The sequence below is a fragment of the Microcoleus sp. D3_18_C4 genome, from assembly GCF_036702355.1.
In the GTDB taxonomy this organism is placed as follows: Bacteria; Cyanobacteriota; Cyanobacteriia; order Cyanobacteriales; family Microcoleaceae; genus Microcoleus.
This window is the reverse complement of record NZ_JAUBTF010000010.1, coordinates 82,626-109,525: the sequence shown is the minus strand read 5'-3', so window position 1 is coordinate 109,525 and position 26,900 is coordinate 82,626. Positions and strand designations below refer to the sequence as shown.

Here is a 26,900-nt window from a genome sequence, read left to right as displayed (position 1 = left end):
ATGCCTCGTAACCAAGGAGTAATGACTAATGACTAAACTAACCTTTTTAGTGTCTCTACCAACACATCTTGATTAAAAGTACCTTTAGGAATATAAGCATTTGCCCCCGCATCAGCACCTCTTTTTTTATCTTCATCCGATGCCAAAGATGTCACTAAAATTATCGGCAACTCACTGTATTCTTTTTGCTCCCGAATCTTAATAGTCAGGGCCAAACCGTCTAAATTTGGCATTTGTATGTCAGAAATCACAGCATCAAAATCGCGAGTTTTTAATTTATGGAAAGCATCCAATCCGTCTACCGCAGTCACAACTTCGTAACCCGCACCTTCCAGGATGCGTTTTTCTTGAGTGCGCGTGGCGATCGAGTCTTCTGCTAATAGTATAACTTGTTTTCTGCTGGCTGTCTCAAGTTGCGATCGCGCACCAGAAACCCCACGGGACGAAACTTGCTGGCGTACAGATTTTATCAAATCGTGGGGATTGAGTACCATACAAACTTCCCCAGTACCGAGAATTGTGGCACCCGAAACATTTCGCACCCGTTTCAGCAATAGACTTTGAGGTTTCATAACCACATCCTGTTCGTCTATCAAAGCATCTACAAATAATCCCAATCTTTCCTCCCCAACTTTCAAAACAATACAAGGCATTTTTGAAGAACTTGAATTTCGGAAGTAGTTTTGATTTTTTGTCGAAATTTCGCTGCCGATTTCCTGTCTCAGATACCGATTTTTTTGCCAGCCTTTTCTATTGTTTAATGCTAGCAAATCTGTCAGATGAGCAACTGACAGAGGCTGACCCTTTGAAAGTATAGTTTCCTTACCTTCTATAGCAAATATCTCAGACTGAGACACCAGTTGTGCCGTGTCTACAAACTCGACTGGCAGACCATAAGGAATTTCTTCAACTGTGACAATTAATACATTTGCTGTAGCTAAAGACGTGCTGATTTGCAGCCTCAAAGTGCATCCTTGTCCCGGTAAAGACTCTACTTGAATACTACCTTTTAGGGCTTCAACATTAGTGCGAACTACATCTAAACCCACCCCGCGCCCCGAGACTTCGGTAACAAATTTTTTGGTCGAAAAACCCGGAGTAAAAATTAAAGATTGTACTTGAGTATCGGTCATTTCTGCCAGTTGTTCAAGCGTACAAACATTACGTTTTACAGCCGTTTGTTTAATGCTCTCTAGATTTAGTCCCCGGCCATCATCAGAAACTTCAATAATAATATTGCTAGCAATATTATAGCCTTTAATTCGGAGAGTAGCCACGGGAGGTTTACCTAGTTTTTTCCGCTCCTCAACAGTTTCAATCCCGTGGTCGATCGCATTTCTAATCATGTGCATTAAAGGGTCTTTCATTTCTTCTAAGATGCGTTTGTCTGCTGTAGTTTCGCCTCCTTCAATCACTAATGCAACTTCTTTACCTTCCCGTTTTGCTAAATCTCGAACAGTTCGAGGAAATAAATTAAAAATAGTAGACAAAGGCAGAAGTCTCAGAGTGCGAATTCCTGATTCTAATGCCTCAGTGATTAATTCGAGTCTAGCAGTATCTTCATAAACTCGATTTCTCAAGCGGTTGACTAAAGTTCCGAGACGTTCTAAACGTTCTTCTGTACGTTGATAGTAATCCTGCAATTGGCTAAATTTACCGCTGGCTTTAATACCGTTTTCAGCTATTTGCATCCGATCAACAGTCAAGCTCGTTACAAAATATTCTCGGCTCCACTCTTCCCACAAAGTTGTAATTTGTTCGATATCTGCAACTCGGTGTCCTAGCCGAGTTTTTGTGACAGTAAGTTCCCCTGCTTGAGTCATTAAATCGTCTAAATTTTGAGTAGCAACGCGAATGGTTTCAATGCGGTAAGATGAGGTTGAGGATGCAGTAACTGCCGACTGCGAAGCCGACTCAGTGGCGGGCCCAGAAGGTGCAGGCAAGTTTTGAGCTTCCAGTAGCAATTCTGGCTGGGATTGTAGGGGTAAAAAAGAGGAATTTTTCTCTAAGGTAAGGGCTTCAGAAGTTTCAACATTTGTTTCTAGTTCTTTGGTAGAAGGCTCAGTAAATTTCGCTTCTACCAAGGGTTGTTCTGGTACTTGTGAAGATGAGGGATCTACTATTGAGGCAGCCGCCTGTGGCTGTGGCTGACTAGAAGCACCCATCATGCTAGCGAGGATGTAAAAAGTATTAACGCCGGAATCTTCGCCGGTAACGGCTTCGTTAACGAGTTTCCGCATGGCGTCTAAACCTTGCAAAAGTCGATCGCTAATATCCGAATTCAGTTGAGTTTCTCCCCGTTTGACAGCTCCCAAAATATGCTCCATTTGATGAGCTAAAGATGCTACATTTTTTACTCCCAGCATCCCAGCATCACCTTTAAGAGAATGGGTTTCCCGCAACAATTGTTCTAACTTAGCTAAGTCGCTCGGATATTGTTCTAAGTACAGCAATCCGTCGTCGAGTTTCTGTAAGTGTTCTTGACTAGCGACTTTAAATACATCTCGAAGTTCTTGATCTTCAATCATCATATAGGTTATTAAGTAATAGCTGATTGGTTATGGCTTAAGGGTAATGATAATTCGTTAACTCCTCCGTTCATTACTAATGACTCATGACTACACTACTTCTTTAAGATTAAATGCAGCTTCTGTGAGTTGTTGAGTACCAATTTTAACTTGAGTAATGCCACTGACTGTTTGAGACGCGGATTCCTTCATAGAACTCATGGCATCACCTACTTGCTGAATTGCTATCGCCTGCTGTTTAACATTAAATGAAATTTGCTGGTTGCTAGCAAACACCAGATTGCAAGCTTCCCTCACACCAGTAAAAGCTTCTGCCGTATCTTGCGCTGTTTTTACCCCTTCTGCAACTGTTTTGCGACTATCTTCAGTTGCTTTTACCGTTGAGTCGATCGCGCCCTTAATTTCTGGAATAATACCATTAATCTTTTGTGCTGCTTGTTGGCTTTCATCTGCTAACTTACGAATTTCGCTTGCTACCACCGCAAAACCTTTACCGTACTCGCCGGCTCTGACTGCTTCAACAGCGGCGTTGAGAGCCAGCATATTAGTTTGGCTGGCTAAATCGCTAACCAAACTTGCGAGAGTCGATATATTGCCAATCTGACTCGTGCTGTCGTCGAGTCGATGATTTTGCTTAGAAATTGCCACCACAGCTTCTCTAAGATTCAGCATTTGATTGAGAGTTTGATCTACCTTTTTAGTACCTTCTTCGGCTAGATTTAAAGCTTGGCGAGCAGCAACGGCAACAGACTCAGCTTGCTCGGCTGTTTGCTGAGAAGATCTGCCCAAATTTTCTAGAGTTATAGTTGTTTGATTAACCGAGACAAATTGTCTATTTGCTATTTGCTCTTGTCGGTTCATATTAGATTCTATTTGCAGTGAAAATGACGATATTTGGTAAATCAACCCCCGAATGAGAGCAACAATTTTTTGCAAAAAAAACCATCCCAATCCCAGCACCACAGCCAGGGAAACAATAGCAATCAGGGCTGCTATTTTTTGAAGAGAATCGATGGAAGAAAATAGCAATTTTTTGGGTGAACTATCCACAATTACTAAAAAATTATTTGTATTTTGTTTGCTGGGGAAAACTGTATTATAGCTAATCACTAGCTCCCTATTATCAATATTTCCCTGACCACCTGAGAGTATTTTAGCAACAATGTCTGCAGAATAATCATTTTTGACATTTTCCTTAGTTTTAAGTTCAAATCCCCATGCTTTTTTAGGATTGGGATGAGCCAGATAATACCCATCTTGATTTAAGATAAAAGATTTGTCTGATAGTTCAGGATTGAAATTTTTAACCATATCGAGCAGAGTGCTACCCAGAGCATTCGTAATGAGAAAGCCTTGTCTTTCTCCTTTGGGATTAAAAATTGGAGTGGCATAGCGAATTGTTGGCTTATAAGGAATTTCTATTTTCCCCCTTTCCTTATTCAGATTTAAGGAAGACACATAGACTTCTCCTGATTTTAGCTTCATAGTTGCCGAGAAGTAATCTGTGTCTGCTTTATTTTGTAGTTGAGAATCTGGAATAACTTTGATATTTGTGCCGTCAGAATCTACGCGCACGATCTCTTTACCACTGTTATCTATATAACGCAATTGCATATAATATGGCTTGGCTTCCATCATGGATAAAAATGTGAGTTGCATTCGATAAACCCAATCTTTATAAGTTGAATTAGTTTGTTTGTCTAATCCATTTCCTTCTCTAGCTCTAATCATTCCCTGAACAGGGGGAGTTTTGCGGAGAAACAAAATATCGGCTCTCAGATTTTCCAATTTGTTACTCATTTGATTGGCGGTGGAATTAACACTGTCACTAAGGGTTATTAATGCTAAATTTTGCAGTGCTTCTGTTGAAGAAGAAATTCCATACCAACCAACAATAGATACGGGAATCAAGGTACTTAAAATTAGGAGTAGCAACAGTCGATGCTGCATTTTTTGGAAAAAATTGTTAATCATTAGTTACTGGGAATCGGTTACTGGTAACTTGTACGCTCGCATAGTCTAAGTATAGAGAACTGGAAAATTGTATGATCGGGTAGCCGAAGTATTGAAAATTGGGAAGTGGTAATAAAGAAAAAATAACAACTCCCTAATAATAACTCACAACTCACTACACTGCTGATTTGATATTAGGTTTTTATTGGCATTTGCCCATAAACAAGTTATTACTCCCGTTAATATCGCTGGAATTGTAGTGAGGTCGATCGCCAAAGCAATTGTTTTAACTCTTAAGGATATATTTGGCCTTTTTGGGGAACTACTCATAATTCATTGCTCTCCTACAAAACTGCTTTCAAATCTAACGCTGCTTCATTCAATTTTTGAGTACCGACTTTAGTTTGACTGATACCGCAAGCGGTCTGGGCTGCGGCTTGATTGAGAGAGTTCATAGCTTGCACTACCTGTTCGATCGCGATCGATTGCTGTTTGGCATTCAGCGAAATTTGCTGAGAACTCAAAACCACATTGTTAATGGCATTGGCAACTCCTGCAAATGCCGCTGCGGTTTCTGAGGCAATATTCACGCCCGATTCCACTGTTTTAGTTCCTTCGTCTGTCACCATTACCGTTGAGTTAATCGCCTTTTGAATATCAGCAACTAATAGATTAATTTGCGCTCCTGACTTTTTACTACGATCGGCAAGTTTGCGAATTTCTGACGCCACCACGCCAAACCCCTTGCCGTGTTCTCCTGCCCGCACTGCTTCAACAGCAGCATTGAGTGCTAACATATTAGTTTGATTAGCCAAATCGCTAACTACACTTGAGATATTACCAATGTGATCTGTTTGTTCGCTCAACTCTATAATTTGTCCTTGGATATCCTGAACTTTAGTTTTCAGAGTTGCCATTGCTTCTAAAGTTTGTTCTACAGCTTTTGTGCCACCTCCAGCTAAATTCAAAGCTTGCATTGCTTGAACCACGGCTGTTTCTATCTGCTGTGATGTCGCCCTGGAAGAGGCTCCCAATTCGTCCATTGTAGTAGTAGTTTGATTTACGGAAGCTGCTTGCTGACTTGCCATGCGTTCCTGTTCTTCCACGGTGGCTGCAATCTCAGTGGAAGAAGTGGCGATCGAGCTAATTGCCCGATCGATAGTTTGGGCAATTCCTGATGATATCAGCCAAGCTATAACCGCACCTAACACCAATAAAAACACGGAACCAAATACCAATGCCGATATCAAAAAAACTAAAGATTGCTTCGTTTTTTCTGTAGCTTGCTTAATCGCTTTTACTTCTACTTCGCGAAATTGCTTATTTACTTCCACAAATTCATCCACAAATTGTGTGTGTTTTCCGGTGTTAAAGAGAGCCAATGCTGCAGTTCTATTATTTTTTTGTAATAAAGCAACTATTTCGTTAGAACCGTCATAATATTCGTTGCAGAGTTTTAGCATCTTCTCTAAACGCATTCTCTGTTCAGGATTTTCCATCTTCAACTCCGCACTATTCCCCGAATCACGAGCTAATTCTCCACCCGTCTTAAAATCATTTAAAAACTGCGGATTTTTATTAATTAAATACCCGCGCATTCCCCGTACCATTTGTTCAGCACCTGCGGACATATCATTTGTGTCTCTGATCACATTTTCTATCCTTTCTACTTCTGCAAAATTATTCAACACTTGATTAGTAGTTGTATAAACTAGCACCGGAAAACCCAAGTATATAGTTGCGGGCGCTACATATGCCAGCAGCATTCTATTTCTAATATTTAATTTTATTAACTTAGAAAACATATTTTTCTCCTTAATTTAAGCACGTGAATATACGAATTAGATTGCTTAGTTAAATCTCGCTTGAAAAGCGGATTTGGTATAACTCAATACGCTTGGGTTAAAACTATTTATTCCTCAGAGATCCCCGTCGCATCCCCGCCCATCGTTGCGAGGACTTTGAGTAAGTTCTTGTCCCCCCATTGAGAAGGGGGGCTAGGGAGATCGAGCTTAACTGAACCGTATTGTGGTATAACTAACTTCTTTAGTCCTGGACGCATTTCAAGATAATTCTCTCATGCTAAGTCCCGCTCGTTACCAGTCTTGATCTCTGCGTTGGATCGGGATTGCGAAGGAAATGAAGTATCAAGCCAGATGGTTCACTGCACTCATGACAGATATACTTTGCGTAAGTCCTGTTCTGGATTCAAACCTCTTCATCAACAACTACTCCTCCTTTTGTCAGCAGTTTTTGCAAGTTGAGAATAGCCATCATTTTTTCCCCGTAAATAGCTGTCCCCCGTAGATATTCGCGGTTGGCAGAATGCAGTGCTGCCGGAACAGCCGCAATTTCCGACACATTTAAGTATATAATATCTAATATTTCGTCAACAACTATACCAGCGACAAAATCGGCCACTTCAACAACGATCGCCTTAGAGAGATAATTTGCAGTCTCCGACATATTTAAAGACATATTTAAAACACTGCGAATATCAATTAGCGTCACAATTTCTCCCCGTAAATTTATATTTCCCACTATGCGATCGGGAGTGCAAGGAACCGGAGTTACTTGGTTGATATCAGTAAATTCGCGGACTAGATCTAAATGAATACCAAAGTATTCGCTATTCAAAACAAAAACCGCCAGGGACATATTAATTGCAGCATCATTTTCCCCCTCGCCTCGCAGCCTCAAATGATTAGCGCGCGATTTAAAAATTGCTTTTTCTTCCGGGGTAGCCTGCGGGCCAAAAACGTGACGCTTGCTCAAATTTTTAGGATTTTTACCTAACAATTTTGAACTTATTTGCCCGTGTAAATTTTCCGTCTCTGCCTCACCTGCTGCTGCTTCACTACCTTCATTGCTTGGAGAAACAAGCCAGCTTTCCTCTGCCTTTTCGGGAGAATATCGAATTAAGTGATCGAGATTCAGCAGCATGATAATATCGGCTTCGCTGCGGGCTAGTCCAGCTACAAAATAATGAGAGGCTTCTGAATTCTCTCGCCCGTAAGATAGCTGCGGAGTGATGGCCTCTTCTGAGAGTTCCTTAACTTCGCGAACTTGATTGACAATTATACCAACTTTCGATTCTTGCCACTCTATGACGATCGTACTATCTGTCACAGAATACTCCTGCCAAACGTATCCGAAACGCAGATTCAGATCCATCACGGGCAGAATTTCGCCCCGAAGGTCGATCGCCCCAACAATATCTTGAGGTGCTTCTGCAATTGCTGTCAACTCCGGCAGAAAGAAAATTTCCCGAACGTAGCAGGCTTCTATACCGCAGAGAAAACCGTTCTGTTCAAAGATAAGATACGGTTTAGTTTCCATATTTTAGTGTACAGTTTCTTTACTGTATAATTTTAACAATTTTTTTTTAACATTCATCAGCACTTGACTAGCTGTCATTTTTCCCTGTGAATCTATGGGAGTGTTTGGCGGCAGCGCTTTCAGGATTTCACAAGATGAATGGTACATTTTAAGAGCTCTTTTTACTTGGCCTTCTTTATTGTATATATTCCCTAGCTCTATATAAGCTGAAACAAAAGATGGACACATATAAATAGTCCTCTTTAATAAATTCTTTGCTGTTTCTAATTGACCCTGTTCTTCAGCAATTTGAGCTTGTAAATAATCAGTATATACTGAGCCAGGCTCTACTTTTCTAGCTCGATTACAGTATTCTATTGCCTGAGAATAATTGCCCGCATTGGCCTGAACTTGAGCGATTAAAAAATAAGCATCAAAATTATGTCCCTGCAAGTCTATTGCCTCTTGTGCCTTGTTGATAGCCTCAGCATAATCTTGATTTTTAAATAATTTCTTAGCCTCTAAAATTAGCATTTGAGGTGTTCTATTTTGAGTATTTTCTGCTATTATTTTTTCTGTAACTGACACGGGATTGTTCGGTAAGCCGTCCTCCAGATAGCGAGATGGCAGCATATTACCCAGCAGATTACTTATTTTTAATCCGGGCGGCATCTCTATCTCTGGAAAATTGCTGTTAGTAGTAAAACTAGGTGGCATAGTTTCCCCTGTTAGCAACTCACCACTATCATCGCCCATAGTATCTGCTTTCGGGAATTCCCGAAATGCCGAGTTTGCTTCCCCTACAGTCGCAACCCTAGACTCTATTTGACAGCGTTCCTCCGGTACTGCATCCCGACGCTGATACACCACTGACTCCGGGAAAATCTTGGGTTCAAACTCGTTCATAATTTGACCGTAAACTTCAGCGTGACCGGTCATTAAGTATCCTCCAGGTCTCAGTGTCTTGGAAAATTTTTGCAGTACCAGTGAAATATACTTATGTTCAAAATACACAAAAACGTTTCTACACAAAATTAAGTCTATGTTATAAAGATTTTGGTAAATATTAGGAAACTCATCTTTGATTAAATTTACACAGCTAAAGTTGACACTTTCGCGCAATTCTAGATTAATTTCCCAATCATTTTGCCTCTGATGAAAATACTGCTTTTGTATCTCCGGTTCAACCAAGCGAAACGACCAATGACTGTAAACTCCTTGGGGGGCTTTTTTGATTACTTTTTCATTGATATCTGTACCTAAAATTAATATTTTCCATTGCTCCCAATCGGGAATCAATTGTTTTAAAACAATAGCTAAAGAATAAGGTTCTTCACCGGTGGAGCAGCCCGCACTCCAGATTCGCAGTGTCGGCTGCATTCCCAAGGTCTTGTGCAAGTTTCTTTTCTGCTCTATCAATTCAGGAAAAATTACTCTTTTTAAGAGAGCAAACTGTCCTTTATCTCGCATAAAATAACTTTCAGTTGTTGTTAATAGCAATACTAATTTTGCCCATTCATTTATACTTTCAAAAGTTTTGGCGGTTAAAAGTTGATAATATTTTTCGGGTTCTGCAATTTTTTTGTCTCTCATTCGAGTCATGATTTTATGAGACAAACCAGCCCGATCTTGGGTTCTAATTCGCACACCAATTTCGGTAGTAATTAAGTTAATAAATAGCTGAATTATGGAATCATTCATTTAATAATTTGGGAAGTGGAAACTTTTACTGAGCTGGTGCTGAGTTTGGGCTGAGGATAGCTGCTAGCCTGCGGCTCGTCGGTTCGCAAAGCTGCAGGGAGCCGAAGGAAGTGCGTAGCTGAACTATTGGAAATTGGGGAACTTGTAAGCTCGTGTAGTAGAAGTATTGGGAATGGGGAATTGGGGAATTTGGAATTATAAATCGGGAATTTAGCCGATCGCCTTAACAAGAACAGTGTTACACCACATCATATCAGAAACTTGCCAGCTACTTAAAGGAAAAAGGCAAAAGGCAGAAGGTAGAAGCCAGGAAAAGAATATTCCTTCTGCCTTCTACCTTCTGCCTTCAAAGGCACTAATCTCCAACTTTAAGCTGGATATATCCGCAGGCGGCGATTGGGTTCTTCCCCAAAACTGTGGGACTTCAGGTGATAGTGTTCCACAAGTTCGTGCTGCATTTTTCGGACGTTGGGAGAACGGGGCAGGAGTTCCACCGGCTGTCCCTTGGGAATGACAATTTGCTCGACTGCCAAGCGGGTTTCTTCGAGAGCTTCGAGCTCGTCAGAAGAACCGCTGCGGGCGAATAAGGCGAGGTCTGCCACTTCCGGGGTACCTGGGTCATCCATGTCCAACAGGCGCCGCAAAGCTCTCGCTACGTGGGGAATAGTGGCGGCCTTAATTGTGTGCAGGGGAACTTGGCGAGTTTTGGCCAAGTGCCTCAATTTTGACTGGTTCCGAACGTTCGATCGTAAAGCCACAACCACGTCAGCACTCTCAATATCCTTCGTCAGCAGTACCGGCAGGTTCAGCGTCGAAATCACCTGTTCGAGCTGGTGGCGAGGTATGCCGTAAGGATAAACGTGGAGGGGCAAATCTTCGCCGTTAGGGCCGACATTATGGGAATAGCGTCCGGCCTTGGGTACCGGTTCGACGGACAGGGATTCTTCGAGCAGTTGCTCGAAATACCGAGTCTCAGAAACCGGCGCGCTCTTAGCAGCTAAGTTCTCGCTGGGAGCGGGCATCGGCACCATTTTGCCAGCACTCCGCCACCCTGAGATCGGTGTGACGGGCCGGATTGCTGATACAGCAGCCGGGCCGCTGGAAGCTGCCATCCCCGGAAACCGGGCGGGGGGAGCGGCTGACTCGCGCTCGATAATTATTTCTCCAGTCTCGCTGACGCTTCTGATTTGCTGGCTCGGTTCGCGTCCCCGCAGCAGAGTGTCGATCGCCTCTGCAACTCGCTCGTGGATTACCCAGCGCTCGCGTTCGAGCATTTCGATGGCAATTTCAAAAGTTGGCGGTGCTTTGCGCTCCAAAACCGTCTTTTGAGAACCGCGCCGTCTTGCTTCGTCATCTCCCAGCGTCACCGCTTGGATGCCCCCAATTAAGTCTGCCAGAGTCGGGTTTTTCATCAAGTTTTCGATCCGGTTCCCGTGGGCGGTACCGACCAACTGCACGCCCCTTTCGGCGATCGTCCGAGCCGCCAAAGCTTCGAGTTCCGTACCGATTTCGTCAATCACGATCACTTGCGGCATATGGTTTTCCACTGCTTCGATCATGACTTGGTGCTGGAGTTCGGGACGGGAAACTTGCATTCTGCGAGCTCTGCCGATCGCTGGGTGGGGAATATCTCCATCTCCGGCAATTTCGTTGGAGGTATCGATGATTACCACCCGTTTTTCCAAGTCATCGGCGAGCACGCGGGCAATTTCCCGCAGGGCCGTGGTTTTGCCAACTCCGGGGCGGCCGAGCATCAAAATTGACTGACCGGTTTCCACTAAATCGCGGATAATGCCGATCGTCCCGAACACAGCGCGGCCCACCCTCAAAGTCAAGCCGATAATCTCGCCGCTGCGGTTGCGAAGGGCGCTAATTCGGTGCAGGGTTTGCTCGATACCGGCTCGATTGTCGCCGCCGAAGTGGCCGACTCGCTCGATGCAATAGTTGAGGTCTGCCTTGGAAACTGGCGTTTGAGAAAGAGGTTCGGCCAAGGATGGAAAACGAGCTTCAGGTTGGCGGCCCAAATCCATGACAATCTCAATGAGATTGTTGCGCTGCGGGTGCTGCTCTAAGGGCTGCCGGATCTCATCTGGCACGATGTCTAATAATCTGTTGAGGTCGTCTGTAATCTGCATTCGCCTCGATGTGTTCGGTGACGTTTTCAACTTTTTAGTCAGTTAACAGTTGTCAGTTGCCAGTTGCCAGTTGCCAGTTGTTTTTTACTTGTAACTAATGACTCATGACTAATGACTAATGACTTCTGACTTCTGACTAAAATTCTTTGATCTGGGAAACTAGAGAACGAGCTAAACTCACGGCCTGTGAGAGAAGTTCTGGGACGGCTTCGAGCTGAGGTAGCCGAGATGTTTGAACTCCGGCTCCTGGCCGCGTGACTGCCACCGGAACGGCATAGGCTCGATCGGTCTGCATTGTTTCTAACTGTTCTAAAATTGGCGATAGCAAAACCCTGGCATAGCTGCCGTAAGCTATACCTGCAATTTTTGGGGCATCAGGAATTGACAAATTTTTCCCATGCTCCCCGATCAGTCCCTCGGCTCTGAGCTTGCTGACAGTGTGAGCATTAGTGCCGCCTGCAAGTTGCACGTATCCCGGCAACTGGGCAGCCAAAACTTTTTGACCGAGTTTGACCGCGGCTCTAGTAGTTCCTGTTCCGATATCTCCGCTCATTGGCCTACCGTCTGTTTGCCAAATTAGGGGACAAGGAAGGGGGGAAATTAGTTGATACAATGTCCGCAAATAATCAATCAAACCGTCTCCATCGGGGCAACTAATTGCTATTACCTTGAGTTGAGCGACCCAAGGAGCTATACTCGACCAAAGTCGCGCAAAATCTGCCTCTCTGCCTACTTGCGTGTGGATTTCTAGGGCGTCCGCACCGGATTGCAAGATTAAAGGTGCGATCGCGGCTGGAGCAGACACGTAAGAACGAGTATAAATCAGTTGGCTCGGACAAATCGGCAGACAGCGACCGCAGCCATAGCATTGCTGGTCTATCACCCCGGAAAAACCACTGCCAGCACTCTGAAAAACTATTGCTTCGGCTGGACATATTTTTTCGCACGGCCGCCAGCAGTCCACCGGACAATCGGCTGGGTTGAATTCGGCTTTGCGAAAATGCGGGTCTTCCCCATCATTTAAACTCACCATCAGCAACGGCAACCCTTTGCCGCCAAACCTGCGGTTTTGAGTTCTTGCCTGTAAGTCGCTGGCCACTTGTAGGGCTTCTTTCGCTGCGGCGACGGCGGCGGGATCTGCCGCGACATCGATACAGTCAGCGCCTGCTAAGGTGTAAGCCAAGGTGAGATTCCGTACAGCAGGCAGGTGTTGAAAGCTCGCCCCACAGATCAGCTTGAACCAATGGCCATCTTTTAATGAGTTTAGGGGATGATAATGTTCTGTCACCCTTATATGCTAATCCTTTCAGCTAAAAATTACTATGTGGAAATTTCTACTTAATTTGAAAATTTAGGCGGTTACAAGCTGGAAACGCTACTGATAGCAGTAGCTGTTGCGCTGTTGGCTCTATATGTAGAGTTCTGCCTTAATTTTTTTTCCTAAATTTGATTTTTTTGAGAGCGACTGCTGAGGGGGATTTGGAGATGGGGCGATCGGTTTTAGTTACGGACAGACTCTCTATTTTATCATAGTTGGGTGGATTTGGCAAGGAAAAAGTAGACTAGAGATTTTTTTTGGAAGTGGCCGTGCAGTGGTCATTGCCATAAAGTTCGATCGAGCATTGAAACCCAGCGACGAACCGCAGATGAACATTCTACTCCCTAACTTGAAGCTACATTCATCTGCGTTAATCTGCGATTCAACGAGCTCTACTACTTGCTCAGCCGCTTATAAACCGTAGCCAAAGCATGGCTATCCCCCACATTTCCCGGAAACAAAACCACGGGTAAATTGGGAAACAGAGGATGATCTGCATCGGTTTTCACCACCGAACAACCTGCGATAATTTGACCGATTTGCCTGACACTTTTTAGCGACAAACCTGTACTCAAAACATCATTAGAAGTAATGCCGCCCTTGCTAATCAAAAACCCGATATCGACAGGCAGTCCCCGCACGATATCCATCAGTAAAGCAGAAACCGCCTCTCCAAATTTTAACCTAATTTCTGCATTGTCAAATTCGAGTTCCTTGCGGCTGGTATAAATTACAGGCGTTTTACCATCGGCATGAGAAGTGCGGACTTTTTCGAGAGTTTCATCGAGCATTTGGGTGCGATACTCTGGTGAATCTTCTAGCAAGTGAGATACATCTATTTCAATGCTAACTATATTGGGTTCTTTTAACAAGCGTTCCAATTGTTCAGTAGTTTTCTTAACGTGGGAACCAACTATTACTGCACCCGGTTTGCCATCTCTCACGTATTTTGCCATTTCGTCGGCTGCTACTGGCTGCGGGCCGAGGTCAGCTAAGGATGTTAAAATACTCGCCCCGCTGCGGAATAAAAACTTTTTTCCTTGACTGGCGGCAGCGAGAATGTGTTTGGCAAATGTGTCTAAATCCCCTTGGCTTTCGCCGTCAACAACTGCACATTGGTTGTCTTTCATCTCCATCAGTCGATCTAAACTTCCGTAGCGGATGTCTGCGAGTAAAATGCGATCGACTGCATCAGCTTTGATGCGACCTTTGGTTTTTTCTTCTACGTAGTCGGGCAAGTAACTGTGACTGTAGCCGAAGACTGAATCTTTGGCAAATTCGGTTTGGTGAACAGGCGTTGCGACGCTGTTAACCATTAGGTAATGCACGCTGTGGCGGGTAATTCTGCCTCCTTCAAAAAAGGCGGGAATTAAAAAATGAGCGTCGAAGGGGCCGAGTTCTTCGGCGATCGCGTCGGTTTCGATGGGATAGTGGCCGCGCAGGGTAGAATCGGAACGGCTAACTATTAGGAAGTCTTCGATTTTTTCGCTGGCGATCGCCCTTTTTAGATTTTGGCACACTTCGCGGGTGACGGAGGCTGCTTTTTCGGGAGTTAGCGATCGAGTATTTGTCAGTATGAAGAAAATCGGGCACTTGTCCCGCAGCCCCAAACGCAGGGTGTCTTCGTCCCAACGTGTCAGCAGCAAGCAACTGTGCACGGTTTGAGAACCAGTCGGATCGTCGTCGAGAACTATAATCTTGGGTTTAACAGAAGACATACTGACCTGGTTGTTAACGTCACCTTTCCAAGATATCCTTAGTTGTTACGTAACAGGAAAAAATTTACAATAATTATGATATTTGTTTCACAATTCTCATAACTTATAATTTGCAGAATATGTTTGAGTTATATCGCTTCAGTAAGCTGCATATTGCTACTGGGTAAGAGGCGCACGCAGCCTTGCACGTTACTAACTTTTGCCCTTTTTAAAATTAGCAGCGTTTCGATCTTGCAACTTTTTCATTTCTGCTTGCACTCCCACGGCTACCTGCAAAGCTTCGTTGAGCAATCGTCCTTGTTCGCTGGCTCGATCGCTAATTTGCAGGGCATTCAAAGTTCTCAAATTATTGGCAAACAATTCGGAGTTAGTAGCGACAAATTTTTTGTTTTCCCTGAGAATTCTTTCGGTTTTCAAAGCTCTAACTAAATCGTCTCTGATGAGCTGCAAGGCTTCAATAACTTTTGCTCGATCGCCTATTTTGACTGCCACATTGCCGGCATCTTCTATCCTATCGTTAATTTCGATCGCTTTGATTATACCATTATAGCGATCGACATCATCAAAAAGATTGATTAAATGTTGGTTTTGGCGGCTGCACTGAATTTTCCACGCATCCTCAAAGATTAAACCGACGATCGCAGCGAAGTGAAGGGCGAACCACCACAAATAAGCTCTAGGAAATATCGCAACCAGCAGCCAACAACTGATGAGAACCAAAACAATTAAACCGACAGTTTTCAAAGCTTCGCGGGCAAACTTAGTCGCTGTCGGCGGCCGGTATACGCGATCGGGCCCGGCGCCGGTGAGGTGCTTGAGCTCACCGAGAGTAATTTCTAATCCCTGAATGTCAGCTCGCATAAATCTTTACAAATATATGTTAATTATAAAGTTTTGTAGTAGAACAAAGAGCTCGTCTACAATAAACCTAACACTTTTTCAAACCAAAACTGCACTATGTCTGCACGTCCTATATACCTCGACAACCACGCCACAACCCCGGTAGATCCACGGGTACTTGAGGCGATGCTGCCGTATTTCACCGAACAATTCGGCAACGCAGCCAGTATCAACCACGTCTACGGCTGGGAAGCAGAAGCAGCGGTAAAACAGTCACGACAAATCATAGCAGAAGCGATCAATGCTTCTCCAGAAGAAATTGTTTTTACCAGCGGCGCAAGCGAAGCAAATAACTTAGCGATCAAAGGCATAGCCGAGGCTTATTTCAGTAAAGGAAAGCACATTATCACAGTAAAAACCGAACACAATGCAATTCTCGACCCCTGTACCTATTTGCAAAAATTGGGGTTTGACATTACTGTTTTACCCGTGAAAAGCGACGGGCTGATTGATATAGGCGATTTGATCAAAGCGATTCGGGCAGAGACAATTTTAGTTTCAGTGATGACAGCTAACAACGAAATTGGCGTCATCCAGCCGATCGCAGAAATTGCTGCAATTTGTCGTGGAAATGACATTCTTTTTCACACAGATGCGGCACAGGCGATCGGCAAAATCCCCCTCGATGTAGAGGAGATGAATATCGATCTAATGTCCTTGACAGCCCACAAAATCTACGGGCCAAAAGGCATCGGTGCTCTCTACGTGCGCCGCAACAAACCGAGAGTGCAGCTAGCGCCGCAGATGCACGGAGGAGGGCACGAACGGGGAATGCGATCGGGAACTCTCTATCCACCGCAAATAGTTGGGTTTGCCAAAGCAGTAGAATTGGCAATTGCAGAAATGCCCTCGGAAACAGAACGAGTTGTGAATTTGCGGCAGCGTTTGTGGGAAAAATTGAGTGAATTGGGCGATGTTTTTCTTAACGGTCACGCTACTAAGAGATTGCCGGGGAATCTCAATATTAGTGTAGCCGGGGTTGACGGTCAAGCGTTGATGTTGGGTTTGCAACCGGCGGCGGCAGTTTCTTCGGGATCTGCTTGCACTTCGGCGAAAATATCTCCATCTCATGTTTTAGCAGCGATCGGGCGATCGGACAAATTAGCTTATGCTTCAATTCGGTTTGGTATTGGCCGCTTCAATACCGAAGCCGAAATAGATGCAGTCGCCGAACACGCGATCGCAACTATTACATCTCTCCGACAAGCTCAAAAAGTTAATCAATTTTAGATTTGAAATTTGAGATTTTAGATGAGAGAATTGAAGATTAGGAAGTAGTTTTGAGTTTTGAGTTTTAAATTATTTAACTTACAACTCAAAACTTTTCCTCTTTTTATCACCGAGTATAATTTGGATCAACCCCTTCCTTATTTAGAACCAAACACCTCGCGCACCCGATAAATCGGTTTTCCCTGCGACTCGTGATAAGTCCGCATCATCACTTCCGCCAGCAAACCAAAACAAAATAACTGCACGCCAGTTAACAGTAAAACCACAGCCAAAATCAGCAGAGGACGATTGCCAATACTTTGACCAAAAGCAAATTTCAGGAAAGTCAAATAAATCCCTAAAACCGTTCCCAACGTCATAGAACTCAGTCCCAAAAGTCCAAAGACGTGCATCGGTCGAGTCAGGAACTTTTTCATAAAAGAAATAGTTAACAAATCCATCAACACGCGAAAAGTCCGCCAAATTCCATACTTACTTTGACCGAAACGGCGGGCGTGGTGTCGCACCGGCAGTTCTGCAATTCTCGCCCCTTCAATAAACGCCAACGCTGGCAAAAAGCGGTGCAATTCCCCGTACAGATTCAAGTCTGCTACCAACTCGGATTTATAAGCTTTCAAAGAACAGCCGTAGTCGTGCAAAGTTACGCCTGTAACGCGACCAATTAACCAGTTCGCAATTTTAGAAGGAATCAATCGGCTAATAGTATTGTCTTGCCTATTTTTCCGCCAGCCGCTAACTAAATCGTAGCCTTCATCTAACTTTGCCAACAATAGCGGAATATCAGCCGGGTCATTTTGCAAATCGCCGTCTAGGGTAACAATAGCACGACCGCGAGCGCGATCGAAACCTGCGGACATGGCAGCAGTTTGCCCGTAATTGCGGCGCAAAATTACAGCACAAAGGTCATCGCGAGTGCTGGCTAACTGCTGGAGAAGTTCACCAGAACCGTCCTTAGAACCGTCATCTACACAAATAATTTGATAGCTGAGTCCAGATGGTTGGATAGAAGAGGCGATCGCCTCAATCAAATGAGGCAAACTTTCCACCTCATTATACACTGGCACCACCACCGAAATGTCGAGAACAACCTCAGCGCCAGCCTGCTGTGCAGCCAATTTTTCCAAAAACAATGCAGCGTCCATTTCTTTGTTAGATAACATCAGTAATCATTAGTCATTAGTCATTAGTCATTAGTCATTAGTTAACCGTCAACCGTCAACCGTCAACCGTCAACCGTCAACCGTTAACAACTAACTAGGCTGATAACTTGCCACAACTTTACCATATCCCCGCAGTTGCTGGTAATAAGCTTGACTGACTCGATCGCCATCCTCCGACAAAACATCGATACCGATACCGTTGCGACCTTGTGCTTTTCCAGAACTGTGAATGTAGCGATTATCTCCGAGATATAATCCTACATGAGTTGCTTTTTCGGGCGAACCAAAAAATACTAAATCCCCCGGTTCTAAAGCAGTGATACTAATAGGTTTAGTAAAAAATTCCTGCTGATAAGCATCCCTCGGCAACCAGATGCCCGCAGCAACAAAAGCAGCTTGCATCAAGCCAGAACAATCATAATTTGGCCCGACTGTACCCCCCCAAAGATAATAATTGGATTGGTTCATAGCCTCGCGAGCGAAAGTAATTACAATTGGTAATTTTTCCTTGATTTGGGTCTCAGAAACCACCAGAGGATGATACACTGTTTCTGCCACATCGAGCAACTCAACATCTCGAATATCCAGCCATCCCGGATAATCATCTTCGCACAGTCGCACCATCACAGCCGTTGTATCCAAGTTTACATCGCTCTGTATTAGGGGGAGTTCAACGACGCGCAAATGTCGCCCCAGCGCTGCTTGAGTTGCCAATCGATCGCACTTTGGGGAATCGTAAATATTTATGTGCGATCGGGCGCGGTACTCCACAACATCCGATAATTGATAATTGGCCATTGCTAATTGCTCATTGTGTGCTGTTAATTGTTCGCATTTATTGTTCGCATTTAACGAGAGATTGCCATTAGCTGCTAGCCGTTAACCGTTAAGCGTCAGCCATTAACCATGACATTTTTTCACAAAGACGAACAATTAGAAAACCTCGGCAGTAGCATTATAGACTCCGCATTGTCAGAATTTACAGGATTAAGTGGCGATCGTATAGCCATGACCTGGATAGTCTACGATCCCCCGGTGCGAGTCAATACAGGCGGCGCCCTGAGTGCAGAAGAATTTTGGAAATATCAACCGCGAGGTTTTAGCGCTAGAGCTTCCGAACGAATTTATCCAGCCAGCATCGTCAAATTATTCTACCTCGTTGCCATCTGGGAATGGGCGCAAAAAGGCATGATTCAAACATCGCCAGAATTAGAACGCGCCGTCCGAGATATGATAGTTGATTCCAGCAACGACGCCACCAGTTTAGTAGTAGACGCCCTCACCGGCACCACCAGCGGCCCAGAATTATCACCCGCCCCCTTTGAAACTTGGAAACAGCAGCGAAACATCGTCAACCGTTACTTTCAATCATTGGATTGGCCAGAATTAGAAAATATTAACGTCAATCAGAAAACCTGGTGTGACGGCCCCTACGGTCGCGAGCGAGCAGTTTTGGGAGAATTAATGGAAAATAGAAATATGCTGACTACAAATGCAGCGGCGCGTTTGCTGCACAGTATAATAGGCGGCGTAGCTGTTTCTGCCCAAGCATCGCAAGAAATGATGGGTTTAATGAAACGCAGTTTAGACCCAGCAGAATTAGAGGCAGATCCCGAAAATCAAGTTACAGGTTTTTTAGGCGGCGGATTGCCAGAATCAGCAAAATTGTGGTCAAAAGCGGGACTGACAAGTCAAGTGCGTCACGATGCTGCTTATATTGAAATATCCGGTTTGCGGCCGTATTTGTTGGTTGTATTTACCGAGGGGAAAGAGAATAGCAAGAATGAAGAGATTTTGCCATTTATATCGCGGCAATTTGTCGAGGCGATGAAAGGACTTAATTAGATTTAGTAGTTGATTATTGCGGCTAGACTAGACTTGAATTGCAAAAACAATTGGGACGGGCTAGAAGCCCATCCCACATGGAAATTTTGTGGGATGGGCTTCTAGCCCGTCCAAAAATTTGATTAAAAGGAATTTTTTCCTAGAAGCTCTAAAACGGAGAGGGAGGGATTTGAACCCTCGAAGGATGTTAACACCCTTAACAGATTAGCAATCTGCCGCTTTCGACCACTCAGCCACCTCTCCAAGATGACAGTAACTAACTATAGCACACACATCTTATTCTTGCCAACCCCTAATTGAAAAATTCCTCAATCCCTTACTCTGTAAAGTTTTCGCGACCTCAACCTCCAGCCTCTTCCCCAAAGCCCCTAGCCTTCAAGTGCTTTTCCCAACTAAAATTGGAACTCAAAAAGAACCTCTTAGTATACAAATACCCCAAGCGGTACAGGTGAGCCTTGCGATCGCCATCGAGATTAAAGTCCGTCGTCGTCACCCCAGCATCAGTCACATCAATATTAATTACCCTGCCCTTATCCATTTCTCGCTGGTGATAGCGGTCTCTTGCTTTCATCATGGTTCGGAACATCGCCGCCAGCATCGACAGCGGAGTATCAATCTTAGCTTTAGTCTCAATTCCGGTATCGACCAATCGAAACCCAAAGGTAAACCAGCGGGGTGGCGCAGGAGTCGCACCAACGGATTGTTTGTCATAAATCCACAGGGGGAAATTGCTCAAAATTCCGCCATCGACAATTAAGTCATCGCCGAGTTTTCCTGGTTCAAAAAAGAGCGGAATACTCATCGACAACCGAACGGCTTCAGCAACGCTAAAATCTTCAGCCCTTTTGAGTCGTAACTGCTCATACAAAGGATCGGAATCCGTCGATTCGCGTCGGTGTAAGTCGTCGGGCAGCACCAACATTTCACCACGAGAGAGGTTGGATATTACTACTTTTAATTCCCGGTCTTTTACGATTTGTTTGACATCGGCAAAAGTGTGCAAGTTACCTCGACCGAGCATTGCTTCCAGCCACTGCCGGAACGGCTGCGCCGAATATTCTCCCATCTGCCGGCTAACTGTTAGGAAAAGCAGCGTCCAAGCAGGAGATTGCAAGTCGTCGGCGGGGTCGCCGTTTAAAATGAGAGGACTGTTTTTTTGAGTTAAAAATAGGCTGTAATCGAGCTGTCCTAAAATTTCCTCTAAATCATCAATTGACAAGTCGGTTGCCAATACTGCGGCAGTAATTGCACCGGCAGAAGTGCCGGCCAATTTTCGCCAGTTGATGCCCAAATCGCTACAGCACCTGAGTGCTCCTAAAAACGCAACTCCGCGCACGCCACCGCCTTCAAAAACCCCGTCGGCATAGATTTGACCGTTTTCGTCGGGAGGCGGAAATTTGCTGAGAATTGTTTGTTTCTCCGTTGGGGTGATCCTGACACCGGGTTCTTGCAAAATTTGCTGCGGATACCACTTGCTCATGGGAAATACCTCGGATAAATTTGGGGTTTTAGATTGGAGATTTATATCTATTGTTCTTGATTTTGGTCGGCATCCATTGCCTCTTTGACGTATTGTTGAACTTGCGATCGCACTTGTTCGTAGGCCACCGACGCGCACCAAGGTCGGAGAGATAAAATAGTTGTATCTGGAGTAATCTCGGCTACCAAACAAGTCGGGGGCGGATTCTCCAACACCAGCGGGTGAGAGTGGGCAATTTCTAATAACTCAGCTACAGTTGGACGAATTGGCCGATCGCCAATATCAATCTTCAAGTCTACTCGCCTCGTTCCCATTGCCGTTGTATTTTTCAGTGTACCGTTAAACAACTGATTGTTCGGGACAATAATTTTTATGCGATCGTCTGTCACCACGGTGGTTGAAAAAATCCCGATGCTGTCCACCACTCCCTTAACATCGCCAGCTTCAATCCCATCCCCGACTTCAAAGGGCCGCAAACTAATCAACATTACCCCAGCAGCAAAGTGGGACAAAGTATTTTGCCACGCCAAACCAATGGCCAAACCCGCCGCACCCACCACCGCAACCACACTGGTAGTTTGAATTCCCAACTGACTCAAAGCAGCGACTACTCCCACTACCAAAATCGTAATTTCAGCAGCTTGAACTAAGAATTTCCGCAGCGTGGCTTCGGTGCGACTCAGTGCACGGCGAGTCACGCGCCCCGCAAAGTTGATCGCAAATCGCGTAATTAACAAAATGCCGATCGCCCACAGCAGTTGAGGTACAATTTTAAACCCCAATTCTACGAATTTTTTCGAGAATTCTTGGGCTAGTTCCAAGGCTTGTGTTCTTTCTGCATTTAGTTGAGAATAGAAGGTTTGGGCTATTGGTAAAAACGTCTGAATAACTGTCATATCAATTGGGAATTGGGAATTGGAAATTGAGAATTGGGCATTGAGCATTGGGCATTGGGCATTGGTAAACGCAGTCTCAGTCTTCTGCATAAGTCGGAGAGTCCGACAGGGGTTAAAAACCCCTGTCTCATAGCTAAAGTCCTCTCAAAGAGGACTAAAATCAATAATTTACTCGCTCAAAATCTTGAGTCGGTTTCAACCGACTTTTGCTATGAGGCAGGGGTTTCAACCCCTGCCGGACTACTGTTAATAGTGTACTGCTACGCGGGGCAATCGATGTTTAAAACCGCAGAGAATTTCCCACGAAATAGTTCCTAAAGTCGCGGCCCAATCGTCAGCAGTAATTTGATATTCCCCATCTTTGCCCAACAGCGTCACCACTTCACCGACTTCTAAATCTGGAATATCAGTTACATCCAGCATTAACTGATCCATCGTCACCGCGCCCACTTGTCGCACGAACTGACCCCGGACTAAAACCTGCATTTTATTAGAAAGATTGCGCGGAATACCATCTGCATAGCCGATACCAATTACGGCAATCTGTGTCTGCCGCTGAGCTATAAATTGATAGCCGTAACTGACGCCGGTTCCTGCTTCAATTGTTTTCACCTGCGTTACCCTAGCTTTTACCTGCATTGCGGGCTTCAAATTGGCTCTCGACTGCAAGTGAGGTGCTGGATAAAGACCGTAAGTAGCTAAACCTACTCGCACTAAATCGTAGTGCAAATCCGGGTCAGCGAGGGCAGCAGCAGAGTTTGCCAAGTGGAGGCGAGGGGGGGTAATTCCTGCTATTTTAATTTGCTCGATCGCCTGTTTAAACCGCTGGTGCTGCTCTCTCATAACTGCGGGGTCGGGACTATCTGCTGTCGCCAAATGAGAGTAAATGCTGGCTAATTTTAAATTGGGCAACCGCTTGACTAATTGCACAAATTCTGTAGCTTCTTGCCAGGGCGTACCCAAGCGAGACATTCCCGTATCCAACTTAGCGTGAACCGGCAAAGATTGGTTGAGATCGGCGAGAACTTCCGAAAAAATTAGGGCTTGTTTGGCAGTACAAATAGTGGGCTGCAAGTGCCAATGGGCGATCGCCTTTACCTGTGGAGCTGTATGGGTTGCCCCCAACAGCAAAATCGGCGCTTCTATCCCAGCTTCTCGCAATTCTATTCCTTCGGGAATTGTCGCCACTCCCAGCCAACTAGCACCTGCTTGCAATGCTGTTTGACTGACTGCAACAGCACCATGCCCGTAAGCATCCGCTTTCACAACTGCCATCAGTTCTGTATCGGGAGATAAGAGTTTTTTAAGCTGTTTTACATTGTGAGTTAAAGCTGCTAAATCGATTTCAACCCAAGCCCGCTGGCAAAGTCCCCCGTTATCGTCCCACAGCAACGTCTGGCGGGATTCTTTTGTCGTTGATTCTGCGGTTGTTTGTTCCCCACTCCACATTGTCGATCGCTCCTACTTGCTTACACCATTAAAAACTGCTTGGAGATTTTACCCTAAGTTTGATTATAATAAGATTCTCTCTTTCATCAAAGTTAACTGGTGTATCATAGCACCAAAAATACCCGGTAAAAACTATGGACGGACTGGCCTACCTACATTTAGCTGAAACTTGGGAAACGGCTGCGGGTCAAACTCGATTGACCAACTTGAAAATGCACCTGAATTTAGCCTCTGCTCCTTTACTTTTCTTTACGATCGCTCTCACAATTTTCAATGTAGTCAATCCCGCACTCGCCATCAAAAAAGGTGATTCAGGCCCGAAAGTAGCCCAACTTCAGAAAACTCTACAAAACGCAGGCTATTTTCGCGGTAAGACTACAGGATTTTATGGTTCTATCACCCAGGCTGCTGTGAAAAAGTTTCAAGCAGAGAACAACCTGAAAGTTGACGGAATAGTCGGCCCTAAAACTTTGTCAGCGCTGAAAGGTAAGCCGGAAGAGGCGAGTATTGAAGCTGCGGAAAAAATCGCGCCCAATGTCGATCGATCTTCGCCATCTCCTACCCCCACAGAAAACCCCAACGAACTCAAAGATAAAACTCAAACTCAGCCCCCAGAACCTCTATTTCAAGAACCCTCTTTGCCACCCTTTAAAACTGAAAATTCCGAGAATAAAGAAAGTGAATTACCATCCACCAAGCTAGTAAATCCTCCCGACAACACTCAAGGGAAAATGGCCTTGAAAAAAACAATTTATGGCAATATCTCGCCAAAATCAATAGTTTATTCGGGAGATGGCTTGTTTTTTGCTCAAAACATGATGTACCGTCACACAATCACAGTTTACGACAGGAACTTTAAATTAGTCAAGACTATTCCCGATACAGTAAACTTGTCGAAGTTCGGCTTTTCTAAATTCAAAGGCAATTATAAAGGCTCTCCCGTAGAAGCTGCTTTTTCAACCGATGGAAAATATGCCTACGTCTCCAACTACAAAATGTACGGTTCGGGGTTTAGCAATCCGGGAACCGACAGGTGTTCTCCAGCGGCAAAACACGACCAAAGTTTTCTGTACCGCGTCAATACCCAAACTTTGAAAATAGAAAAGGTAATTCCTGTAGGTGCAGTTCCGAAATTCAATGCTGTTTCGCCTGACAATCGCTTCGCCCTCGCTAGCAATTGGTGCAGTTGGGATTTGAGCATAGTTGATATCAATAAAAATATCGAAATCGAGCGAGTTAAACTGGGTGCATATCCTCGGGGTATTGTTGTTACTCCCGACTCAAAAAATGCCTATGTTGCCATCATGGGTTCTTCCGATATTGCGAAAGTTAATCTCATCGACTTTTCGGTAGAATGGCTGAGGAATATTGGCAATGCGCCGCGTCATTTGACGATCGCCCCCAATGGAAAGTATCTTTATGCCACTTTAAATGGTGAAGGAAATGTGGCAAAAATTGACCTAAAAAATGGTAAAGTGGTAGACAAAGTTTCGACTGGAAAAGCACCTCGCAGCATGACAATTTCTGATGAGGGAAAACTGCTTTATGTAGTTAACTATTTCTCGAATACTATTAGCAAAGTTAGGACGAGCGATATGAAAGTGCTGCAAACAGTGAAGGTTAATTCAAGTCCGATCGGGATTACTTACGATCCGGAAACTAATCAGGTTTGGGTAGCTTGCTATTCGGGCAGTATTATGGTGTTTCAAGATTAAAGCGATCAGCGATTGAAACCTAAGAAAGAAGGACTGGCATTCCTCACTAGAAACAGGTTCGTAGTGAGGAATGCCAGTCCTCAGAATTAAGGCGGTAGCAAGAAGCGTGACCATGCCTTTGCAACCGAATTTCATATCAATTAAAAAGCTTTGAGATTGATTTTGTGCAAACTTATAAAAAGACAATCGATATCTTTACTACGAGGTACTAACTTATCTTTTCCAGTTAAGAGATGTTGTGTGATTAGTGGTGGAATAGGAAAACAAGCTTTTATTTTAGTATCTTTAGCTTGAGGGCAATAAATTTCAAAATCATGTCGATTACTTACTTGTTGTTTCAATTGATCGATTATGGTGGTGTTTTGGTTATAGTTACATAAATCAATAATTATTATTACACCACCTACAGGTATTTCATTAAGCAAAAAATTGAGATTTGTTTGAACTGTAGATATATTATAAATTTCATTTAGACAATTTTGAAAAATAAACATTTGGCTTTTTTGAATTGTTGTTTTGATTGAGTGAAGAGAATTAGATTCGCATAAATCTAGGTAATTACTATTTAGCTTTAAATCTCCGGACCAGTATTCCGGTATCACAAATTTTTCGGCAATATTTCTGCTTAAAGTCCATTCCTCAGAAGCAATATCATATACATTAACAGTTAATTTTTTAATGTTTTGATACTTATCTGATAAGTATTTACTTAAACCTACGATTTCTGGACATGGCCCTGCACCAAATAAGCATACTTCTAGCGTTTCATTTGTTAGATTATTTAATAAATTTTGAGCGTGTATCATTTCTAATATTGGAAAATTCATGTAGGCATAATGGGGATAATAACGCATCAAATAAACTGCTTGAATTGACGGCTCCGAATAATTTACTTTAACCTGATTCGATCTATAAGAATTCCACAATGCTTCTGCGGGTTTTTGTAATGATTGTAAATAGTTTTCAAAGGTTCCCTGGTTGTTTTTGTGATAAAAGTCTGTCGATTTTTCTAATCCATCTAAAATGCAATTGTACAATATTGTCTTTCTTGTCTTTTTGAGTGGTTTTGCTACTTCAGTTTTAACAGGAATTTTAGGTTTAATTTTTATGTCTTGAGTTTTATGATTAGCAATTACATTGTGCAGACTTTCTCGCTGTATATTGAGAGATTTAACCTCTTCTTTAAGCCGCTCGACTTCGATCAAAATTGAGTTGTATTCTGCTTCAATCGTGGTTTTTAATTTAGTTTTGCTATCAATTGCCTGTACAAGTGTTATTCTTTTATTTTTCAGGTTTAAAATCTGATTTTCAATGCTTTTTAAATTTTCGGCATGGCTGCGGATATTTTCAAGTTCTCGGTCAGATTTTTTGCTTAAAACGAAGGCACTACTAAGGGTGCTAATTGTCGCTATACCACCTATGGCAGCACTTTTAGGAATATTTTTTTCTACTGCTATACCCAAACAAAAAGCAATACTAAAGCTTAACGTTCCTAATAAAAGTAGATTTTTCATAACTCAATTGACCCTGATTTGATAGCAGCGCTGAAATTTT

Annotated in this window: 18 protein-coding genes and 1 tRNA gene; 3 read left to right on the top strand and 16 right to left on the bottom strand. The window is 43.8% G+C overall.

What is annotated here, in order from left to right:
- Positions 1-32: 32 nt before the first annotated feature.
- The 9 genes from QUA90_RS07520 to QUA90_RS07480 form a co-directional block, all read right to left on the bottom strand.
- The gene (locus QUA90_RS07520; protein WP_333444726.1) at positions 33-2,528 is read right to left on the bottom strand and encodes a hybrid sensor histidine kinase/response regulator; all 2,496 of its coding nucleotides are present in this window, start codon (positions 2,526-2,528) and stop codon (positions 33-35) included.
- 90 nt (positions 2,529-2,618) lie between these two features.
- Positions 2,619-4,502 (bottom strand): methyl-accepting chemotaxis protein, encoded by a 1,884-nt coding sequence (locus QUA90_RS07515; protein WP_333083419.1) that lies wholly within the window; start codon positions 4,500-4,502, stop codon positions 2,619-2,621.
- A 323-nt stretch (positions 4,503-4,825) separates the two neighbouring features.
- Complete coding sequence (locus QUA90_RS07510) at positions 4,826-6,286, bottom strand: methyl-accepting chemotaxis protein (protein WP_333324804.1); 1,461 nt, start codon at positions 6,284-6,286, stop codon at positions 4,826-4,828.
- Between the two features lie 403 nt (positions 6,287-6,689).
- On the bottom strand, positions 6,690-7,820 hold the full coding sequence (locus tag QUA90_RS07505) for a chemotaxis protein CheW (protein ID WP_333444704.1): 1,131 nt from the start codon (positions 7,818-7,820) through the stop codon (positions 6,690-6,692).
- A 3-nt stretch (positions 7,821-7,823) separates the two neighbouring features.
- Positions 7,824-9,392: a CheR family methyltransferase gene (locus tag QUA90_RS07500; RefSeq protein WP_333444702.1), complete on the bottom strand. Its 1,569-nt coding sequence runs from the start codon at positions 9,390-9,392 to the stop codon at positions 7,824-7,826.
- A 476-nt stretch (positions 9,393-9,868) separates the two neighbouring features.
- Entirely contained in the window at positions 9,869-11,635 is a 1,767-nt protein-coding gene (locus tag QUA90_RS07495) for a R3H domain-containing nucleic acid-binding protein (RefSeq protein WP_333444700.1), read from the bottom strand.
- Between the two features lie 136 nt (positions 11,636-11,771).
- On the bottom strand, positions 11,772-12,923 hold the full coding sequence (gene ldpA, locus QUA90_RS07490; protein WP_333324796.1) for a circadian clock protein LdpA: 1,152 nt from the start codon (positions 12,921-12,923) through the stop codon (positions 11,772-11,774).
- Between the two features lie 425 nt (positions 12,924-13,348).
- On the bottom strand, positions 13,349-14,671 hold the full coding sequence (locus tag QUA90_RS07485) for a four-carbon acid sugar kinase family protein (RefSeq protein WP_333444697.1): 1,323 nt from the start codon (positions 14,669-14,671) through the stop codon (positions 13,349-13,351).
- Positions 14,672-14,863: 192 nt separating this feature from the next.
- The gene (locus tag QUA90_RS07480; RefSeq protein ID WP_333444695.1) at positions 14,864-15,532 is read right to left on the bottom strand and encodes a hypothetical protein; all 669 of its coding nucleotides are present in this window, start codon (positions 15,530-15,532) and stop codon (positions 14,864-14,866) included.
- Positions 15,533-15,628: 96 nt separating this feature from the next.
- On the opposite strand from QUA90_RS07480, the gene QUA90_RS07475 reads away from it, so the two are divergent.
- Positions 15,629-16,801: an IscS subfamily cysteine desulfurase gene (locus QUA90_RS07475; protein ID WP_333069058.1), complete on the top strand. Its 1,173-nt coding sequence runs from the start codon at positions 15,629-15,631 to the stop codon at positions 16,799-16,801.
- A 137-nt stretch (positions 16,802-16,938) separates the two neighbouring features.
- On the opposite strand, the gene QUA90_RS07470 is transcribed toward QUA90_RS07475, so the two are convergent.
- Positions 16,939-17,961, bottom strand: coding sequence for a glycosyltransferase family 2 protein (locus QUA90_RS07470; protein WP_445242785.1), 1,023 nt, complete (start codon positions 17,959-17,961; stop codon positions 16,939-16,941).
- A 90-nt stretch (positions 17,962-18,051) separates the two neighbouring features.
- Entirely contained in the window at positions 18,052-18,759 is a 708-nt protein-coding gene (locus QUA90_RS07465) for a C40 family peptidase (RefSeq protein WP_333324789.1), read from the bottom strand.
- Between the two features lie 108 nt (positions 18,760-18,867).
- Between QUA90_RS07465 and QUA90_RS07460 the strand changes: the two genes are divergently transcribed.
- A complete protein-coding gene (locus tag QUA90_RS07460) occupies positions 18,868-19,806 on the top strand; it encodes a serine hydrolase (protein ID WP_333324787.1) in 939 nt (312 codons plus the stop codon).
- A 154-nt stretch (positions 19,807-19,960) separates the two neighbouring features.
- On the opposite strand, the gene QUA90_RS07455 is transcribed toward QUA90_RS07460, so the two are convergent.
- The 4 genes from QUA90_RS07455 to alr form a co-directional block, all read right to left on the bottom strand.
- Positions 19,961-20,049 (bottom strand) — tRNA-Ser (locus tag QUA90_RS07455).
- 97 nt (positions 20,050-20,146) lie between these two features.
- A complete protein-coding gene (locus QUA90_RS07450) occupies positions 20,147-21,286 on the bottom strand; it encodes a patatin-like phospholipase family protein (RefSeq protein ID WP_333324786.1) in 1,140 nt (379 codons plus the stop codon).
- A gap of 47 nt (positions 21,287-21,333) precedes the next feature.
- Positions 21,334-22,182: a mechanosensitive ion channel family protein gene (locus tag QUA90_RS07445; RefSeq protein WP_333324783.1), complete on the bottom strand. Its 849-nt coding sequence runs from the start codon at positions 22,180-22,182 to the stop codon at positions 21,334-21,336.
- Between the two features lie 246 nt (positions 22,183-22,428).
- The gene (alr, locus tag QUA90_RS07440; RefSeq protein WP_333444693.1) at positions 22,429-23,631 is read right to left on the bottom strand and encodes an alanine racemase; all 1,203 of its coding nucleotides are present in this window, start codon (positions 23,629-23,631) and stop codon (positions 22,429-22,431) included.
- A 134-nt stretch (positions 23,632-23,765) separates the two neighbouring features.
- Here alr and QUA90_RS07435 point away from each other — a divergent pair, with 134 nt between their 5' ends.
- A complete protein-coding gene (locus QUA90_RS07435) occupies positions 23,766-25,346 on the top strand; it encodes a peptidoglycan-binding protein (protein ID WP_333444691.1) in 1,581 nt (526 codons plus the stop codon).
- 140 nt (positions 25,347-25,486) lie between these two features.
- On the opposite strand, the gene QUA90_RS07430 is transcribed toward QUA90_RS07435, so the two are convergent.
- Complete coding sequence (locus tag QUA90_RS07430) at positions 25,487-26,860, bottom strand: hypothetical protein (RefSeq protein WP_333444688.1); 1,374 nt, start codon at positions 26,858-26,860, stop codon at positions 25,487-25,489.
- Positions 26,861-26,900 lie beyond the last annotated feature (40 nt).

What these genes read in the sequence shown, in the direction of transcription:
- QUA90_RS07520 (WP_333444726.1), bottom strand. Translation starts at nt 2,528, where the DNA reads ATGATTGAAGATCAAGAACTTCGAGATGTATTTAAAGTCGCTAGTCAA.
- QUA90_RS07515 (WP_333083419.1), bottom strand. Translation starts at nt 4,502, where the DNA reads ATGATTAACAATTTTTTCCAAAAAATGCAGCATCGACTGTTGCTACTC.
- QUA90_RS07510 (WP_333324804.1), bottom strand. Translation starts at nt 6,286, where the DNA reads ATGTTTTCTAAGTTAATAAAATTAAATATTAGAAATAGAATGCTGCTG.
- QUA90_RS07505 (WP_333444704.1), bottom strand. Translation starts at nt 7,820, where the DNA reads ATGGAAACTAAACCGTATCTTATCTTTGAACAGAACGGTTTTCTCTGC.
- QUA90_RS07500 (WP_333444702.1), bottom strand. Translation starts at nt 9,392, where the DNA reads ATGAGAGACAAAAAAATTGCAGAACCCGAAAAATATTATCAACTTTTA.
- QUA90_RS07495 (WP_333444700.1), bottom strand. Translation starts at nt 11,635, where the DNA reads ATGCAGATTACAGACGACCTCAACAGATTATTAGACATCGTGCCAGAT.
- QUA90_RS07485 (WP_333444697.1), bottom strand. Translation starts at nt 14,671, where the DNA reads ATGTCTTCTGTTAAACCCAAGATTATAGTTCTCGACGACGATCCGACT.
- QUA90_RS07480 (WP_333444695.1), bottom strand. Translation starts at nt 15,532, where the DNA reads ATGCGAGCTGACATTCAGGGATTAGAAATTACTCTCGGTGAGCTCAAG.
- QUA90_RS07475 (WP_333069058.1), top strand. Translation starts at nt 15,629, where the DNA reads ATGTCTGCACGTCCTATATACCTCGACAACCACGCCACAACCCCGGTA.
- QUA90_RS07470 (WP_445242785.1), bottom strand. Translation starts at nt 17,961, where the DNA reads ATGTTATCTAACAAAGAAATGGACGCTGCATTGTTTTTGGAAAAATTG.
- QUA90_RS07465 (WP_333324789.1), bottom strand. Translation starts at nt 18,759, where the DNA reads ATGGCCAATTATCAATTATCGGATGTTGTGGAGTACCGCGCCCGATCG.
- QUA90_RS07460 (WP_333324787.1), top strand. Translation starts at nt 18,868, where the DNA reads ATGACATTTTTTCACAAAGACGAACAATTAGAAAACCTCGGCAGTAGC.
- QUA90_RS07450 (WP_333324786.1), bottom strand. Translation starts at nt 21,286, where the DNA reads ATGAGCAAGTGGTATCCGCAGCAAATTTTGCAAGAACCCGGTGTCAGG.
- QUA90_RS07445 (WP_333324783.1), bottom strand. Translation starts at nt 22,182, where the DNA reads ATGACAGTTATTCAGACGTTTTTACCAATAGCCCAAACCTTCTATTCT.
- alr (WP_333444693.1), bottom strand. Translation starts at nt 23,631, where the DNA reads ATGTGGAGTGGGGAACAAACAACCGCAGAATCAACGACAAAAGAATCC.
- QUA90_RS07435 (WP_333444691.1), top strand. Translation starts at nt 23,766, where the DNA reads ATGGACGGACTGGCCTACCTACATTTAGCTGAAACTTGGGAAACGGCT.
- QUA90_RS07430 (WP_333444688.1), bottom strand. Translation starts at nt 26,860, where the DNA reads ATGAAAAATCTACTTTTATTAGGAACGTTAAGCTTTAGTATTGCTTTT.